This window comes from uncultured Dysgonomonas sp., assembly GCF_900079725.1.
Classification (GTDB): Bacteria; Bacteroidota; Bacteroidia; order Bacteroidales; family Dysgonomonadaceae; genus Dysgonomonas.
Genome location: NZ_LT599032.1, coordinates 751560 through 770190, shown reverse-complemented (window position 1 = coordinate 770190; position 18631 = coordinate 751560). Strand labels below are relative to the sequence as shown.

Here is an 18631-nt window from a genome sequence, read left to right as displayed (position 1 = left end):
TTTATAGTATTATCAGGTATATATGCCGCCATTAATGGAAATTACTTCGCCTGTGATGTATGATGCTTCTTTCGAAGCCAGAAAACCTACTAATGACGCTACCTCTTCTGCTGTGCCGAAGCGTCCTACAGGTATCAGTTTTTTCAACTCTTCTTCGGGCAGGTCTTTCACCATATCTGTTTGTATGAATCCCGGAGCTACGGCATTTACAGTCACATTTCGGGGACCGACTTCAGCTGCAAGCGCTTTAGTTGCTGCTATAAGGCCGCCTTTGGCTGCCGAATAGTTTGCCTGTCCTTTCATTCCTTTAATGCCGGACAAAGATACAATATTTATAATTCGGCCGAATCTCTTTACCAGCATATTTTTCAACATATACTGGGTCACATGGAAGAAGCCGTTGAGGCTGATGTTTAAGACACTTGTCCAGTCTTCTTCGGGCATCCATATCATCAGGTTATCTTTTCTGATACCTGCGTTATTTACCAGAACTTCTATATATTCGTTTTTATGTTGCGCTGTCCATGTATCAAGTACCGACTTTGTTTCGGCGGCATCCGATACATCAAATTTCAGCAGTTCACCGTCAGAGCCTTTTTCCTTAACCAATTCTAATGTTTTTTCCGCGTCTTCACGGCTCGAATTATAGTTGATGAGGATAAAATATCCCATTTCGGCAAGTTTGAGGCTGGTTGCTCTGCCGATTCCTTTGCTGGCTCCTGTTACTAAAGCGTATTTCATCATGAAATTTTTTCTATCTCTTTATTCGTTAGGTAATTCGTCAGCTTACTTATCTCTTTGTATTTCGGCGTATCTTCTACAAATTTAGGGAAGATATCCCTTATTTCATCGTAGATTACTTTTGTATTCTTTGATAAATCGTTTTGTATATTCAGGCAATCTATCGCCTGTGTTATCGCCATAAATAAAACAGACATAACCTGATATCCGTTGTCTATTACAGTTTTGGCAAGTAGGGCTGAATTTGTTCCCATACTTACAATGTCCTGGTTGTCATTGTTATTCGGTATACTGTGTACATACATCGGGTAGGAGAGTGTCTGGCACTCTGCCGTGGTAGAGGTTGCTGTAAATTGCGCAGCTTGTAACCCGTAGTTCAATCCCAGTACACCCATATTTACAAAGGGAGGAAGTATATCATTTATCCGGTCGTGAAACAGGTAATTGAGCTGTCTCTCGGAAAGCATGGCCATTTTTGTTACAGCTATTTTCAGTTTATCCATTTCAAAGGACACATAATCGCCGTGGAAATTTCCGCCATGATATACATTTCCGCTTTCTTTGTCTACAATAGGGTTATCGCAGGCCGAATTGGTTTCGTTAACCAATACTTCCTCCGTATTTACCAAAGTATCGTATACAGGGCCTAATATCTGAGGAACGCAACGTAATGAATAATATGGCTGGACTTTATGTTTAAGTATTTTTTCTTTGTTCTCTTTATTATACAGGTAATTCTCACGCTTGCGTAAACTGGAACTTCCCTTGCTCCATTTACGCATCATCTTGGCTATCTCTTTCTGACCTTTATGGTGTTTTGTCGCATTCAGTTCTTCGGACATAAAGTCATCATACGAAGAGGCTATCTCATTTATCATTACTGATGCCGCAACGGCCCAGTGTAGCAATCTCTTTGCATATATGAGATTTACAATGCCGATTCCTGTCATCACAGAAGTTCCATTAGTTACCGAAAGGCCTTCACGTATGTGCATAGAGATTGGCTTCAATCTGTTTTCATCAAATACCTCGGCCGTATTTCTCAGTTCACCATTGTAAAACACTTCACCTTCACCTATTAAAGCTAGCGCGATATGAGCCAATTGTACAAGGTCGCCACTTGCTCCTACGCTGCCATGCTCGGGTACAAACGGGCAGATGCTGCGGTTGATAAATTCCGCTAATAAATGAATCAGTTCGGGGTGGATACCTGATTTCCCCTGCAATAAGTTATTCAGACGTACTATCATCGCGGATTTCACATAGAGAGGCTCCAATGGTTTACCTGCCCCTGTGGAATGGCTGCGGATAATATTGTACTGAAGATTGGTAAGGAAGTTGTCATCGACACGATATTGAGCCATAGGGCCAAATCCGGTATTGATACCATATATGATTTTATCCTCCGAAAATTTTTTCAGAAAGTTGTAGCTTTGTTGTACATGGTCGATGCTATCTTTATCAACAACCAGTTTTTTTTCTTTAAATAAAAGTGTGTATATAGAATCAATGTCAAGGGTTTTTCCCATTTTTCTTTTTAATCAGATTAAAGACTTGCAAAAGTATTACTTTTTGGCATCTCTTGCAATGCGCTAAAGAAAAAAACAGTTAAATATAAAGACCGGATATTAAAATAAAATTGGTTTTACTTGATAAAGCTAAAAAAAGGTTGTATCAATGCAAGTATTTCATCATGTATCACAGTATTATTCGATGCTACGATATGATGGTTATTGAAAAGAAGTTCCTGTCCTTCGAAATTTGAAATACGGCCACCGGCTTCTTCTACAATAATCGCGCCCGCCATAAAATCCCATGGTTTGATAAATGCTTCACACCATATATCGAACCGTCCGGCAGCTACATAGCATAACGACATGGCAGCCGAACCATTGACGCGGATACTCGATGCTTTACCGTATAGCTGATCCATCAAGTGGTTCATCAGAGGTTTGTACTCTTTGTCGTTGTATGGTAAGTCAAGCCCCACCAGAGCCTTGTTTATATCGTTCGTGGCTGATACTGATATCTGTTTTCCATTCAGGTACGCGTTACCGCCTTTCCATGCATAAAAGCATTCTTCACGGCATACTTCATATACAACGCCTATTAATGGTTTCGATTTGTAGGTAAGGGCTATGCTTACGCAGTACGGAGCGTTGTCGTGAATAAAGTTGGTTGTTCCGTCAAGCGGATCGATAACCCAGCAATAGTCTTTTTCTTCGGTTTTTATAGTTTCCTCTTCGGTGACAAATCCGGCTTCCGGAAATAAGACCGATAATTTTTTTACCAGAAGTTTTTCAGTCTCCTTGTCTACATAAGACACATAGTCGTGTGCATTTTTTTCTTCTACTCTGTTTCTTTGAAAAACTTTTCTCTCCTTTGCAAGAAAGTGCCCGCCTTCGGTAGCTATTTTGCAGACTTCGGATGTGATATGTTCTAAATTCATATATTTATATTAAAGAGTTTCAAATTTAATGAAATAAAAAAGAGTTGTAACTTTATATCGCTATTATTGTTTAATATTATCTATTAAAGTATCCATCGTTGATTATTCCGTAATTACATGGTATACTTTTTGCGGATTTATAATATATAGATAAATTTATGGAAGTATTATATATAAAAAATATGGTTTGCAACCGTTGTATAATGGTTGTAGAATCGGAACTCGAAAGACTGGATATACAACCACTTTCAGTTCGATTGGGAGAAGTCCACCTCGAAAAGAAACTAACCACAGAGCAAAAAAATAAGCTAAGCGGGATACTCGAATCTCTGGGCTTTTCATTGATAGACGATAAAAAAGGCCGTTTGATAGAACAGGTAAAGAACCTTATTATAGAGTTGGTACATTATAATAACAATAATCTGAAAATTAATCTGTCCGATTATATTAGTGAGAAACTTCATCACGATTATAATTATATCAGCAATCTGTTTTCGGAAGTAGAGGGTACTACGATAGAAAAGTATTTTATAGCCCAGAAAATAGAAAGAGTAAAGGAGCTGCTGGTGTATGACGAACTAACATTGAATGAAATAGCTTTTAACTTGAATTATTCCAGTGTAGCTCACCTTAGCGCCCAGTTTAAGAAAGTAACGGGACTGACTCCGAGCCATTTCAAACAAATAAGAACTAACAAGCGAAAACCATTGGATGAGGTGTAAATCTCATAAACTTTCCAAAGAATAGTATAACAATTTCCGGTTATTTTGTTGCCATCTTTGTATAATCAAAAGATGAAGATTATGAAAGCAACAGATAATACAGTAAAGAAGACGTTCCCCGTACTCCAGATGTCATGCGCGTCGTGTGCTATAAGCGCGGAGAGTATTGTTAAGGGACTGAAAGGGGTGGTAAATGCATCGGTTAACTTTGCTACTGCGACATTGGCTGTAGAGTATTTACCGGATGAAATATCGCCCGAGAATATGCGTGATGCCATTCAGGACGGGGGATATGATCTGCTTATCGAAGAAGATAAGAATACAACGGCTGAAACTTTGGAAGAAATTCACCGGAAGAAATTCGGCGATCTGAAACGCAAAACGATATTAGCCATAATCTTTTCTATACCGGTAGTTGCGATAGGGATGTTCTTTATGCGTATACCTTATGCCAACGAAATAATGTGGGTGCTTTCCACTCCTGTTATTTTCTGGTTGGGTAAAGATTTCTTTATTAATGCGTGGAAACAGGCAAAGCACAGATCTGCCAATATGGATACGCTTGTGGCATTGAGTACAAGTGTGGCTTATTTGTTCAGTGTGTTCAATACGCTGTTCCCTGATTTCTGGATAGCAAGAGGAGTAGAACCTCATGTCTATTTCGAGGCTGCCAGCGTTATCATTGCATTTATTCTATTAGGACGCTTGCTGGAAGAAAAGGCAAAAGGGAATACTTCGTCTGCCATAAAAAAACTGATGAGATTACAACCGAAGACCGTAACGATAATACAAGAAGATGGTAGTCACAATCAAATCCCAATTGAAAATGTAAATATAGGCGACCTGATTCTAGTAAAGCCTGGAGAAAAAATTGCAGTCGACGGACGGGTTACAGAGGGTACATCATATGTGGACGAAAGTATGTTGAGCGGAGAGCCTGTCCCCGTATTGAAAGAAGCGGATGGAAAAGTGTTTGCCGGAACAATAAACCAAAAGGGTAGTTTCCGCTTCAAGGCTGAGAAAGTAGGCTCCGAAACTATGCTTGCTCAAATTATAAAGATGGTGCAGGAAGCGCAGGGCAGCAAAGCTCCGGTGCAAAAACTGGTTGATAAAATAGCCGGAATTTTTGTTCCTATAGTGATAAGCATTGCAATTGTGTCTTTCATTATTTGGCTGATATTGGGTGGTAACAATGGATTTACTCATGGCTTACTTGCATTGGTAACGGTGCTCATTATTGCCTGCCCATGTGCTTTGGGACTTGCCACGCCGACAGCGATAATGGTCGGGGTAGGGAAGGGTGCTGAAAAAGGCATTCTGATAAAAGATGCCGAAAGCCTCGAACAGGCAAAAAAGATAAACGCAGTCGTGCTGGACAAGACCGGAACCATAACAGAAGGTAAACCTCAGGTAACCGATATTCTCTGGCTGAATAATGATGACAGCCCGAAAGCCGCTTTACTAAGTCTGGAGAAGCAGTCGGAGCATCCGCTGGCAGAGGCTGTGGTACGATATTTCAATGCAGAGGCGTCTATTCCTGTTTCCGGTTTCGAAAGTATTACGGGAAAAGGAGCTAAAGGCTTTGTTGACGGGCAATTATACTTTGTCGGAAATTATAAATTGCTGAATGAGAACAATATTGCTATAAATGAAGTTCTAAACAATAAAGCAAAAGAACTTAGTTCCCAGTCTAAAACTGTAATCTGGTTTGCCGATGATAAACAGGCCATTGCAGTCGTTGCCATTGCCGATGAGATAAAGGCTACTTCGCAAACCGCTGTCCGGCAATTACAATCATCCGGAATAGAGGTGTATATGCTTACCGGAGACAACGAATCCACAGCAAAGGAGATAGCCGCACGGACTGGTATAAAACACTATAAAGCTGAGGTATTGCCTCACCAAAAGGCTGAATTTATAAAGCAATTGCAAGCAGAAGGTAAAGTAGTAGCGATGGTCGGAGACGGGATCAATGACAGTACAGCGCTGGCTCAGGCAGATTTGAGCATAGCGATGGGTAAAGGCAGCGATATAGCTATGGATGTGGCAAAGATGACAATTATATCATCAGACCTCACCAAAATACCCGAAGCGATTAAGCTGTCGCGGCAAACAGTGGCTACTATACGGCAAAACCTGTTCTGGGCATTTATATATAACCTGATAGGGATTCCTGTTGCCGCCGGTATCCTTTTCCCCATCAACGGCTTTTTACTTAATCCGATGATAGCAGGCGCTGCGATGGCGTTGAGCAGTGTCAGTGTGGTAAGCAATAGTTTACGACTGAAATGGAAGAGATAAGAATTTAGGAAAAACGAAAAGTGAAAAACGAAAAATAAATTTTAGAGTACTAGTGTCTAGTATACTAGAATTCTAAAAAACTTATTACTCATAACTTACAACTCATTAAACATATGGAAACAAAGACATTTACATTTAAGACCAATATTAATTGTGGCGGATGTATCGCCAAAGTAACCCCGTTCCTCGATGAAGTGAAAGGTATCTCTAACTGGAATGTAGATACCGCTAATAAGAATAAGGTACTGACTGTAGTATCGGATGGTATCACCGAAAATGAAGTGATAGATACTGTACAGAAGGCGGGATTTAAGATAGAAACGATATAAAGTATTATTTAACGGGTGGCTGTCTCATAAATAAATTTTGGTATCTTTTGTCATGTTGAACGGAATGAAACATCTCGTTTCTCAATGTCGAGATTCTTCGTTGTACTCAGAATGACAAAGAGGGTAACACTTTGAAGATACAACTTTATTTATGGGACAACCCTTGTTTTTTTGAGTGAATTAATCTCTGTTGTTAAATATCTAAATACTTTTTATTATTTATATCTCTGATTATATTGAAGTTTTATAAACATTTCAAAGAACGATTGCTTTTTACATATAGATAAAGCTTTTCTGAAAATATTCAGATACTTACCACAATTTTCATTCGTGCAATATTGGCGCATTCGTTTTTATTGTCTTACCTTTGCACAGCATTTCTAACGTTGTGTAATGTCATGGATTGGTTAATGGAGACCATTTTTGAGCCCTCGTCGGTTCAATCTATTATAGTTATCTCGGTCGTTTCGGCCATTGGGTTGCAACTGGGCAAGCTGCAACTGTTCAATATCTCATTGGGTATCACCTTTGTCTTCTTTGTCGGCATTATACTGGGTCATTTCGATCTTGACCTGAACAAAGATATGCTTAATTTTGCTCAGAATTTTGGGCTTATACTGTTTATCTATGCCTTAGGATTACAGGTCGGTCCCGGTTTCTTTTCATCTTTGCGTAAAGGCGGACTTCGTTTAAATATGCTAGCCTTGGGTGTTGTGTTCCTCGGTTTGGTAATGGCGCTTATATTCAGTATCGTAAGCGATATATCTTTACCCAATATGGTTGGTATTCTTTGCGGAGCTACTACAAATACTCCGGCTCTTGGTGCAGCACAACAAGCATTGAAACAAATAACCGGCGGAGATATGAAAGCCATAGCTGATATGGCATTAGCTACTGCCGTGGCATATCCGTTGGGTGTAGTAGGCGTAATACTGGCTATCATATTCCTGAAGAAGGTATTCGTGGCCAAAGGTGCTTACGCTGTTCCCAGTGAGAAGAAAGACCATAATACATATGTAGGCGAGTTTCATGTGACCAATCCGGCTATAGAAGGAAAGACTATCCGCGATATCATGAAGCTGTCTTCAAAGCGTTTTGTCATATCACGCATCTGGCGCGACGGCAAAGTGACCATCCCTACTTCCGAAAGCGTGATGCAACATGACGACCATCTGCTGATTATCTCTATCAAATCGGATGTGGAACATATCAAAGTCTTGTTCGGTGAGCAGGAAAACGTAGACTGGAACAAGGAAGATATAGACTGGAACCATATAGATAACAGCCAACTCGTATCGCGCCGTATTATCGTAACCCGCAGCAAGGTTAATGGCGTGAAGCTGGGTACATTGAGGCTCAGGAACAATTACGGTATCAATATTACCCGTGTCAACCGCGCAGGTATAGACCTGCTTGCTTCGCCTGACTTGTCGCTACAGATCGGCGATAAGCTTACAGTGGTCGGAGAAAAGGCGTCGATAGACAATGTTGCCAAAATACTTGGTGACGAAGAGAAACGTCTCGACCGTCCCAACCTCATCGCTATCTTTGCCGGTATTGCCTTAGGTCTTATCCTGGGAGCATTGCCCCTTCCCTTCCCGGGTATGACATTCCCTGTGAAGCTGGGTATAGCCGGAGGGCCTATCATTGTAGGGATACTGATGGGTGCATTTGGTCCTCGCTTCCGTTTTACCACATATACAACCCAGAGTGCAAACTTACTGATGCGCCAGTTCGGGCTCACAGTCTATCTGGCATGCTTGGGAATCAGTGCCGGAGAGCATTTCTTCGAGACTGTATTCCAGACAGAAGGACTTCTGTGGATTGGCTTCGGTTTTATACTGACTGTTGTCCCTGTTATTATTGTCGCCTTGTTTGCCATGAAAATGTTCAAGCTCAACTATGCCAAGTGTGTTGGTATGCTATGTGGAAGTATGGCAAATCCAATGGCGCTCAACTATGTAAACTCGATAATAGAAGACGATGAACCATCTGTGGCATATGCCACTGTTTATCCCGTATCTATGTTTGCCAGGATAATCTTCACGCAACTGCTTCTGATGTTCTTTATCTAGAGATACTGTTCAGAGTCTGCATAAGGCAACCTCTATTCTTCCGGTTTAGCACCATTATAGCAATATGTACAAACACATTCTTTGGGCAGACCGATTGATGCGATCAGATCCTCTACTGTAATAAACTTCAGTGTGGTTATATTCAGCTTTTTACGAATGCAGTCTATCATATTCTTATATTGCGGCGAATCGGTAGTCGCGTACTTATCCAGATCTTTCTCGTGATCACCTTCGAGTTCCTCCACTGTACGGCGTGCAATCAGTTCCAATGGTGAACGTGATGCCGAAAAGCCCAGGTAAGGACATGAAAACAAAATAGGCGGGCTGCCTAAACGGATATGTACTTCTTTTGCTCCGTATCCGTAGAGTATATTCACGTTGTCGTTGAGTTGCGTGCCCCGCACAATGGAATCGTCACAGAATATTACTCGCTTGTCCCTCAGTAGTTCACGGTTGGGGATTAGCTTCATTTTAGCTACCAGATCCCGCACTTTCTGATTGGCAGGTGTGAAACTACGCGGCCACGTAGGTGTATATTTGATAATGGCGCGGCGGTAAGGAATTCCCTTTCCTTCTGCGTATCCCAAGCCCATACCGATACCCGAGTCGGGGATGGCCGCCACATAATCTGCTTCCGTATCGTCTTTCTTAGCCATGGCTTGTCCACTGGCATAGCGCACGGCATCCACGTTTATTCCTTCATAGTCGGATACAGGATAACCATAGTAGACCCAGAGGAAAGAGCAGGCCTGCATTTTCTTGTTCGGCTTGCGCAGTTGCGTCATGCTATCGGCTGTAAGCATAACTACTTCTCCGGGACCGACATTGTATTCCAATTCGTACTCCAGATTAGGAAAACTGCAAGGTTCGCTTGTAGCCGCATATGCTCCGTCTTTCTTTCCTATAAGAACAGGTGTACGCCCCCATTTATCACGTGCCGCGATAATTCCCTCTTCGGTAAGGATAAGCATGGAACAAGAGCCTTTTATCTTTTCCTGAACCAGTTCTATTCCCTCTACAAAGGTATTGGCCTGTGAGATAAGGAGAGCTATCAGTTCCGTTTGATTAATTTGTCCGGCATTAAATTCCGAAAAATGGCAACCTTTATCGAGCAGCTCCTTTTCCAGTTCGTCTATATTATTGACTTTAGCTACCGTTACTACAGCATATTTGCCCAGATGGGAACTGATAAATATAGGCTGAGGGTCGGTATCACTGATAATTCCGATACCTGAGTTACCCTGAAACTTGTCTAAGTCGGCTTCGAAGCGCAGACGAAAATATGAATTTTCAAGATTGTGAATTGCCCGTTTAAAAGTCCCGTTATGGAGTGTAACCATCCCTCCTCGGCGGGTTCCTAAATGTGAGTTGTAATCTGTGCCATAAAAAAGGTCTGTTGCACAGGCTGTTTTAGATATTGTTCCAAAGAAACCACCCATTTTCTACTGTGTTTTTTTAATTATAGTCGCAAAAAAGTAATTTTATACCGTGTCTTAAAGTTGTAACTTCCAATCATTGTTATACTTATAAGGATAACATAAGGTGCGATACCTCGATTTTTTTTAGATTGGGATATAAAAGTACTAGTTTTCGGGGAAATATCAGCCCTATAAGTAATAGATTAATATTTTAAATTAATACACTTGTTTCAGTTAACAGTTATTAGTTAATAATATTCTCTCGCAAAGACGCCAAGACGCAAAAGGTAACAAAAGTAACACAGAAAACAATTAATAATGAAAATTAATAATTAGCTTGTCATACAGAGCGGAGCGAAGCATCTCGCCAGTTATCAGCGAACAGTCATCAGTGAACAACTTGTATCTCGTGTCTTGTAGACTTGTATTTCATATAACTATTAACTCTTTACTTGTTAAAAAGTAACAAAGGTAACAGTTTGTATCTCGTATAATTTTTCATTTTTCACTTAAAACTTCCTCAATCCGTCCTCGATGTATATCCCGGAGGCAGAAAGGGATAGGCATTCGGTTTGGGTTTCTCCATCGGAGTGGCAGATGGTTGTACGACAGGCGTCTGTTCCATAACTTGCCCTTGTCCCGTTTGCTCTTGTCCATTTCTCATTTTTAGTTCTTCACTTTTCACTTTTAGTTCTTCTTCCAGTTTCCTGTCCACAGCCGCCACTACCTCCGCATTGAGCGAGCCTCCCGAACGGAAGCCGTTCTCCTGCAATATCATCAGTTCACGTTTGGTTTCCTCGTCCTGCACTTCGATGACCAACGGGCGGCGTTCCGATGCCAGTAAGCGGTCTTTGTCTTTCTTCCTTTCTTCACGGTCGAGTACATACTTTATGGCGCGGATGCTCGGCGGACAGAATTTCTTTTCCACTACCCGGCATTTCTCCATATCTTCCACAGGATTATTCTTATCGGGGATATAGGTAATCTTCTCTTTTTTCTGCACATAGCCCTCTAACAGTTGCTTCAGTCCTATCCGAGCCGAGGCTATCATTACATCTTCGCGGTGGTCGATGGCTTCTTCTACCGCTTCGCCGAATTCAGGCTTTACCTTTTTCCACTCGTAAAATGTCTTCCGGCTGATCTTAAATGATTTGCAGATTTCGGAAATGCTGCACAAATCCTGTTCTATCATCCGGATAATCTCCGAGGCCATTTTTTCTTTATACTTCATAAGACTTAAATATTGATATTAATAATTAATTTCTTATATAGATAAAGATGTTTTATTTTGATAAATATTTAGTGAAAATAGAAGCGATGCAGCCTTTTTGGGTCGCCGCGGAACCGAGCGCTAGTTTTTTGCTTACTTTTGGGCAATGCCAAAAATGAGGGCGCGGCAGATGTGAGCTAAAGCCCCCAATTTTTAAATTAAGATAGTCGTTATGTATTAAACAATCCTGTCTTACAAGAGATGTTTTCTCAATCGGTATGGAGATACAGAAATATTGATGTAAATTTGTATCTGCTAAACAAAATGCAACATTTACAAAAGATAAATCATTGAAATGAACAGACAGAAATTCAAAGCTCATCCGTGGCACGGTATCACTATTGGCGATAATGCCCCGGAAGTAGTAACCTGCTTTATCGAGATAGTACCTACTGATACAGTAAAATATGAAGTAGATAAAGAAACCGGATACCTGAGCATAGATCGTCCACAAAAATATTCGAATATCATACCAGCTCTTTATGGTTTTATTCCTCAGACATATAGTGCCGACCGGGTAGCCGAAGTTACTAATATACAGCTGAACCGGACAGATATAGAAGGAGATAATGACCCTGTAGATATATGTGTGCTGACAGAAAAAGATATTACCCACGGGGACATTATTGTCAAAGCGCGTCCTATAGGCGGATTCCGATTGCTGGATCATAACAAAGCCGACGATAAACTGATTGCAGTACTGGAGAATGATGCCATTTATGGTTCGTTTCGTGATATATGTGATGTGCCTACGATGGTAATAGACAGGCTGAAGCACTACTTTACTACCTATAAGGATTTACCGGGGGATAAATCGCCTCGCTGCATTTTAACTGATATATATGATGTGAAAACGGCGCACGAAGTCATCCGTAGGTCTATTGAAGATTACGACAACGAGTACAGAAATGAGAAGTAAAAAGAAAAGATTTCTGATTGTTGTATCTGCTGTTTTACTTGCATGTATTCTTGGTCTTACATACGGATACTGGGAAGCACGACATATAGAGATACGCAAAATGACTTTCACCAATGAAGATATACCGGCATCTTTTGTAGGAAAGAAGATCATTTTTGTCTCTGATATTCATTGCAGCCATTATTTTACTTCTTCCGATGTAAAAGACCTTGTAGAACAAATAAACGAGAGGAATCCCGATATTATCATGCTTGGGGGAGATTACATTCTCAAGGATACAACATACACAAATCCATTCTTTAAAGAAATAAAGAACCTTAAAAGCACCTATGGAGTTTTTTCCGTTTTGGGAAATCACGACCATTGGGAAGATGCTGGGCTCATTCAGAAAGGATTGACCGATTGTGGTTTCTTCATCTGCGACAATCAGTCATATTGGATAAAAGAAGGGAACGACAGTATAAAAATTGGAGGTGTCGGGGATTTCTGGGAAGATAAGCAGTTGATTGGAAATACAATTAATGATGTCGAAAAATCCGATTTCTGTATTCTTTTATCGCATAATCCTGATTACGTGGAATTATTGAATACAAACAAGGTAGACCTGATGCTCTCCGGCCATACTCATGGCGGACAAATTACATTCTTAGGCCTATATGCACCGGCTATGCCAAGTACAGATGCACGCAGAAAAGATCTAGGCTATCTGAATACCGGACAGAGATACCGCTATGGATGGAAAGAAAAAGACGGAGTCAAATTATATGTTACTTCGGGCATTGGTATGGGAGCTGTACCTTTCCGGTTCTTTGCACCTCCCGAAATCTTAGAGATTACACTGGCCCGGTAAAGGTTGTACAACATTCATCGTACAACCCTATCTCGACAGCATATCACTCGGTTTTATTCTCTCCCAATCTTAGAAAAGTCTTGTTCTTGCTAAAGAAACAATCAAGTGTATCGTTTATATTATAGATACGAAAACTGTTTGCATAGCTCCAGGTACCTCTTACATATACTTTACAAAGATAGACCTCATCCGGATTTTCTCGTTTTTCTTCAGGGATCTTATCATACGACAGAGCTTTTACTTCTTCTATCTTTGTGATAGTCCCATTGTCGGCATCCCTGTATTTGAAATGGCTCTTCACAGCCTGTCCCATTTTATCCAGGTCACTCTGACAAGAAATCAGGGAGAAGGTGCAAAAAAGGACGATTACCGAAAATATATACTTTTTCATACTTGTTTTAGTTAAAGAAATTCAAGAATAACACCGAAATATTTATTGCTCCATCCGTTTCATATATACATTATAATCATCACTTCCCGATGATTCTTCATATATTGTCAAGCCGAAATATTGCACCACACTTATCAGATGATTCATGATCTCTGCCAATATAGTTTCATACTCTGCCCATATGGTGGTACTGGTAAATGTATATAATTCTATCGGCAAGCCTTGTGTAGTCGATGCCAGCTGCCTTACCAGAAGGGTCATATCCTTATTTATATTCGGATGATTGCGCAGGTAATAAATTCCATATTGCATAAACAGGTCGCAATTGGTAATAGCATGCTTATTCAACGGCAGATCACTGGCCGTCTGTTTATTCAACTTCGCATATATCCCCTGCTTTTCCTTTATATAATCGGCAAGTCCATCTACTTTTTTGAACTTCTCAATCTCTTCTTCGGTCAAAAAGCGGATACTGTCATATTTAATATTCAATGCCCGTCGGAACCGACGGCCACCAGACTCCTGCATGCCGCGCCAGTTCTGGAACGAATCCGATATCAGGGCATAAGTAGGGATCGTAGTAATTGTTTTATCAAAGTTGCGGACTTTTACCGTTGTCAGTGTTATTTCTTCCACATTACCATCCGCCCCGTATTTGTTCATTGTTATCCAGTCTCCTATCTGTACCATGTCGTTTGTCGTAATCTGTATGCTACCTACAAAACCCATGATAGAATCTTTAAACATCAATAGCAACACTGCCGAAGCTGCCCCCATAGCAGCAAAAAACGCTGTGGCAGACCGCCCTGTGAGAATGGCATATACAACTACTGCTCCGAATATGAAAAGGATGATTTGTATTACCTGAAAATAACTCTTCATCGGTTTATTCTTGAACGCAGGCTTTTCCTGCAGAACATCTCCAAACGATCTTACCAATGCCATCACAGTCCATATCACCATGAAAACCAAATAAATATCAGTCAGCTTTATCAGTGGGCTTATCAGGCCTTTGAAGTCGTAAAATACAATTGGTATGGCTCCCCTGACAAACGAGTATGGAACAACCAGAGCCAGATAATGAGGCAGTTTATTATTTATGGTATATCCGAAAAAAGAAAGTGTGGTTATTTTTTCCACACGGTGAAAAACGAATGTCAGTATCTTCCTTACCACCAGTTGCAACACATACACCGTTATTGTAACAATAGCCAGCAGTACTATCAATTTGACATATTCAATCCATTGTTCGGGAACCCCCAAATGAGATAATGCTTCCTGCATCCATCGGGCTATCGAGACAGTCATAGACTCATAATCAGATTGTAAATCTTCTATATCCATACTATATATTTTTTTTGAAACAATATACTCTTTATGTAAACGGATTTTGTCCGGCCTTAGTTCTTAATCAACTTAACATATCTGAGACCTTAATCATCCGAAGTCTTCCAAAATTAAGAATTAAAAGTCGCCGACACAAGCCCGTATTAACATAATTGGCTCTTGAATAATAAATAATTTTAATTTAAAACCAATCTCAATATAAAAAATCACAGCATAATTTCATACATTAGCACATCCTTAGGAAAGATGAACTGACAGATAAATATGGAAAAAGGCGAAAAAAAGTTTTCTATAAAAGAAAGATTATTAACATTTAAGCATGTATTTTACGGATTCAAAGTATTATGGGCTGAAGAGCATAATGCCCGCATCCATATTATTACATCTGTCATTGTTATAATACTAAGTGCCCTACTCAATATATCTATTACCGAATGGCTAGTTATCTTGGTGCTGATAGGTCTGGTCTTGTCTCTCGAAATTATTAATACTTCTATCGAGAATATATGTGACTATATATCGCCCGAATGGCATAAAATGATAAAGAAGATAAAAGACCTGGCGGCAGCAGCCGTTTTTCTCGCAGCCATGATATCTGTTACTTGCGGCATAATTATTTTTTTGCCTAAGATTTGTGATTTTTTCACATAATACTGAGACTAATAATAAATGTTGGATATAAATATTCGGACATGAACAAAGAAATCCAATCAATCACATCATAACAAACATGTTCACTAAACTAAAACATTTAAGTATGAGGAAATCAATTATTCTATTTGCTTTATTAGCCATAACAGGCCTGATAAAAGCACAAGCACCTCAACCGTTACCGGTAGACCCGCAGGTAAGATTCGGCACACTGGAAAACGGTCTGACATATTATATCAGGCACAATGCCTATCCTGAAAAAAGAGCCGATTTTTATATCGCTCAGAAAGTAGGTTCTATGCAGGAAGAAGACAATCAGGCCGGGCTGGCTCACTTCCTCGAGCATATGGCCTTTAATGGTTCTAAGAATTTCCCCGGCAAAAAGACAATGCTCAATTACCTGGAGAGTATCGGAGTCAAGTTTGGTGCAAACGTTAATGCTTACACGTCTTTTGACGAAACAGTATATAACCTTTCCGATGTACCTGTTGTGCGCCAGGCCATTATCGACTCTTGTCTGCTTGTATTGCACGATTGGTCGAGCTTTATCGCGCTCAAGGATGAGCAGATAGACGAAGAACGCCTGGTTATAAAAGAAGAGTGGCGTACACGTAGCGGAGCGCAATCCCGCATCTGGGACAAACAGTTACCTATCATCTTCCAAGGCAGTAAATATGCTGACCGTATGCCTATCGGAAAAATGGAGATAGTGGAGAATTTCCCTTATCAGACACTAAAAGATTATTATCACAAATGGTATAGACCCGATTTGCAGGCGATCATTGTTGTAGGAGATATAAATGTAGATGAAGTGGAGGCGCAGGTGAAAACGATGTTCGCCGATATACCTAAACCTGTCGATCCAGCAGAAAGAGTATATTTCCCTGTACCGGACAATGAAGATCCTATCGTATCGGTAATAACAGACCCGGAAGCCGTGCAAACCGTTGTTAGCTTATATATAAAGCATGATATTCTGCCCGAAAATCTAAAGAAAACACAAGCTGAACTAATGGCCGGTATTGTAAAAAGCATGGCATCGAGCATGTTATCTGACAGGTTGAACGAAATCTCCCAAAAAGCCGACGCTCCATTTGCAGCATCATATGCCTACGATGGTAATTTCTTTGTATCGAAAACCAAAGATGCCTGGACCACAATGGCTTTGAGTAAAGAGGGCAAAGTCGATGAAACCTTAGCAAGTATGGTAAGGGAAAACGAACGTATCCGCAAATTCGGATTCACCGAAGCCGAAGTAGAAAGAGCCAAAGCAACTCTTCTGCAAAGATATGAAGATATGTATAACAACAGAAGCAAAGAGCTGAACCGAAGATATGTACAGGAATATGTCCGCAGTTTCTCCGACAATGAAGGTATTCCCGGCATAGAATATGAATACAACTTCCTGAAACAGATCGCCCCTATGCTTAATGCTCAGATGATCAACGCAATGTCTCAAGGGCTTATTAGCAACAAAAATATTATTATTACCGTTACAGGACCGGAAAAAGATGGCTTGGTGTATCCTACCACAGACGAATTACTTAATGTATTCAAATCTGTGGAAGCCGAAGAAATTACACCATATGCAGAAACCGTTTCGAATGAACCGCTTATCAGCCAGATACCGCAGGCAGGCAAAGTGGTTAGTATGGCAACAGACGATAAACTGGGTGCTACAGTATGGACTTTGTCGAACGGAATGAAAGTTGTTATCAAAAAGACTGATTTTAAAGATGACGAAATCATTATGGCTTCACATGCTTATGGAGGTACATCCGTTATAGCCGATGCGGACATAAACAATGCGAACATGGCATCCATGGTACCATATGTAGGTGGTATCGGAAACTTTAGCTCTACAGACCTGAAAAAAGTATTAGCCGGAAAATCGGCAAATGTAAATGCGTATATATCAGGATGGACTCAAGGATTGAATGGTTCTTCGAATATCAAAAACCTGGAAACTCTATTGCAGCTTACATATCTGTACTTTACCGCACCTCGTAAAGATGAGGGGGCATACACAACATTGATGGATGCAATAAAGAACCAATTGAAAAACCTGAGTTCGGAGCCATCTTACGTTATGGGGCTGCGCACCAATGAGGCTAAATATGAGAACAACCCACGTATGAAAGAAATGACACTGGAAGATGCAGAGAAATTGAATTATGACCGTATCATCGAAATCTACAAAGAAGTATTTGCTAATTCCGGCTCATTCACTTTCACCTTTGTGGGAACTATAGACGAAGCTACGTTAAAACCTTTGGTAGAACAGTATCTGGCTTCTCTTCCGTCAGGAAACAAGGATGCTAAGTATAAAAATGTAAAAGCAGATATACGCAAAGGAAAATTCGAAGACGTATTCGAGCAGGAAATGAAAACACCTAAGACTTCTGTATTCGAATTATATAGCGGAACATTGAAACGCGATCAGAAGACCCAGATTACATTATCTGCCTTGAAACAAATCCTGGATATCGTATATGTACGTACTATCAGGGAAGAAGCCGGAGGTACATATGGTGTACGTGCTCAGGCAGGAATCAGTCGTATACCGGAAGGGCAGACCACTCTGCAAATGACATTCGACACCGATCCTGAAAGAGCCTTGTCGATAGCTCCTATTGTTGACCGTGAAGTGAAAAATATAGCGGAAAAAGGACCTGAAGATGCCGACTTCCAGAAGGTAAAAGAATATATGGTGAAGAAATTCCAGGAAGATGAAAAACAAAATGGTTACTGGGTAGGTGTACTGAGTGCATATCATTTCTATGGAGAGGATAATTACTCTAGTTATCTGTCGATCGTAAATGCTTTGACTAAAGATGATATCAAAGATGTAACAAAACAGCTCATATCTCAAGGCAACTTTATTGAAGTGATAATGAATCCTAAGAAATAATTCTATTATAATTTTTTCGTTAAAAGAAGCTGTTTGGGCACCTGCTCAAACAGCTTTTTTAATAGGTCAAACCCATCAAAATACAGCCCTTATCTGGCTATACTGTAGAGGGCGAAAGATATTTCGCCTTCTGCAAAATGCAAGAAAGGCACAATGTCGTTTTTTGATGAGTTTGCCCTTATTAATTCATTCAACAGTATAAATAAATCACTATTTTTGCAGAAATCTAAGTCTGTAAAAACATGGTAAGCATTATA

At 40.3% G+C, this 18631-nt stretch carries 15 protein-coding genes; 8 read left to right on the top strand and 7 right to left on the bottom strand.

Translation table 11 applies throughout. The features are described 5' to 3' along the window. Nucleotides 1-12: 12 nt before the first annotated feature. From fabG to QZL88_RS03350, 3 genes are all read right to left on the bottom strand, one after another. A complete protein-coding gene (gene fabG / locus QZL88_RS03360; protein ID WP_296945001.1) occupies nucleotides 13-741 on the bottom strand; it encodes a 3-oxoacyl-ACP reductase FabG in 729 nt (242 codons plus the stop codon). Continuing rightward, complete coding sequence (locus tag QZL88_RS03355; RefSeq protein ID WP_296938618.1) at nucleotides 741-2270, bottom strand: aromatic amino acid ammonia-lyase; 1530 nt, start codon at nucleotides 2268-2270, stop codon at nucleotides 741-743. The genes fabG and QZL88_RS03355 overlap by 1 nt, the downstream gene beginning before the upstream one ends. Before the next feature lie 116 nt (nucleotides 2271-2386). Next, nucleotides 2387-3190: an inositol monophosphatase family protein gene (locus QZL88_RS03350; protein WP_296938617.1), complete on the bottom strand. Its 804-nt coding sequence runs from the start codon at nucleotides 3188-3190 to the stop codon at nucleotides 2387-2389. Between the two features lie 158 nt (nucleotides 3191-3348). Between QZL88_RS03350 and QZL88_RS03345 the strand changes: the two genes are divergently transcribed. The 4 genes from QZL88_RS03345 (at nucleotide 3349) to QZL88_RS03330 (ending at nucleotide 8617) form a co-directional block, all read left to right on the top strand. Then, nucleotides 3349-3912 (top strand): AraC family transcriptional regulator, encoded by a 564-nt coding sequence (locus QZL88_RS03345; protein WP_296938614.1) that lies wholly within the window; start codon nucleotides 3349-3351, stop codon nucleotides 3910-3912. A gap of 81 nt (nucleotides 3913-3993) precedes the next feature. Then, the gene (locus QZL88_RS03340; RefSeq protein WP_296938613.1) at nucleotides 3994-6213 is read left to right on the top strand and encodes a heavy metal translocating P-type ATPase; all 2220 of its coding nucleotides are present in this window, start codon (nucleotides 3994-3996) and stop codon (nucleotides 6211-6213) included. 113 nt (nucleotides 6214-6326) lie between these two features. Further along, on the top strand, nucleotides 6327-6542 hold the full coding sequence (locus QZL88_RS03335) for a heavy-metal-associated domain-containing protein (RefSeq protein WP_296938612.1): 216 nt from the start codon (nucleotides 6327-6329) through the stop codon (nucleotides 6540-6542). 398 nt (nucleotides 6543-6940) lie between these two features. Then, a complete protein-coding gene (locus QZL88_RS03330) occupies nucleotides 6941-8617 on the top strand; it encodes a putative transporter (RefSeq protein WP_296938611.1) in 1677 nt (558 codons plus the stop codon). A gap of 32 nt (nucleotides 8618-8649) precedes the next feature. Here QZL88_RS03330 and QZL88_RS03325 read toward each other — a convergent pair whose 3' ends face one another. Both QZL88_RS03325 and QZL88_RS03320 read right to left on the bottom strand, forming a co-directional pair. Further along, nucleotides 8650-10056, bottom strand: a complete 1407-nt coding sequence (locus QZL88_RS03325) for an amidophosphoribosyltransferase (protein WP_296938609.1) — start codon at nucleotides 10054-10056, stop codon at nucleotides 8650-8652. A 499-nt stretch (nucleotides 10057-10555) separates the two neighbouring features. Then, a complete protein-coding gene (locus QZL88_RS03320) occupies nucleotides 10556-11266 on the bottom strand; it encodes a phBC6A51 family helix-turn-helix protein (protein ID WP_296938608.1) in 711 nt (236 codons plus the stop codon). Between the two features lie 334 nt (nucleotides 11267-11600). Here QZL88_RS03320 and QZL88_RS03315 point away from each other — a divergent pair, with 334 nt between their 5' ends. After that, nucleotides 11601-12224: an inorganic pyrophosphatase gene (locus QZL88_RS03315; protein WP_296938607.1), complete on the top strand. Its 624-nt coding sequence runs from the start codon at nucleotides 11601-11603 to the stop codon at nucleotides 12222-12224. Further along, a complete protein-coding gene (locus QZL88_RS03310) occupies nucleotides 12214-13074 on the top strand; it encodes a metallophosphoesterase (RefSeq protein ID WP_296938606.1) in 861 nt (286 codons plus the stop codon). Before QZL88_RS03315 ends, QZL88_RS03310 begins: the two co-directional genes overlap by 11 nt. Nucleotides 13075-13117: 43 nt before the next feature. On the opposite strand, the gene QZL88_RS03305 is transcribed toward QZL88_RS03310, so the two are convergent. Continuing rightward, a complete protein-coding gene (locus QZL88_RS03305) occupies nucleotides 13118-13465 on the bottom strand; it encodes a hypothetical protein (RefSeq protein WP_296938605.1) in 348 nt (115 codons plus the stop codon). 42 nt (nucleotides 13466-13507) lie between these two features. Next, a complete protein-coding gene (locus tag QZL88_RS03300) occupies nucleotides 13508-14809 on the bottom strand; it encodes a mechanosensitive ion channel domain-containing protein (RefSeq protein ID WP_296938604.1) in 1302 nt (433 codons plus the stop codon). Between the two features lie 267 nt (nucleotides 14810-15076). Here QZL88_RS03300 and QZL88_RS03295 point away from each other — a divergent pair, with 267 nt between their 5' ends. After that, on the top strand, nucleotides 15077-15463 hold the full coding sequence (locus QZL88_RS03295; RefSeq protein ID WP_296938603.1) for a diacylglycerol kinase family protein: 387 nt from the start codon (nucleotides 15077-15079) through the stop codon (nucleotides 15461-15463). A 106-nt stretch (nucleotides 15464-15569) separates the two neighbouring features. Then, nucleotides 15570-18374 carry a M16 family metallopeptidase gene (locus QZL88_RS03290; protein ID WP_296938602.1) on the top strand — a complete coding sequence of 935 codons (2805 nt, stop codon included), beginning with the start codon at nucleotides 15570-15572 and terminating at the stop codon, nucleotides 18372-18374. Nucleotides 18375-18631: the final 257 nt, after the last annotated feature.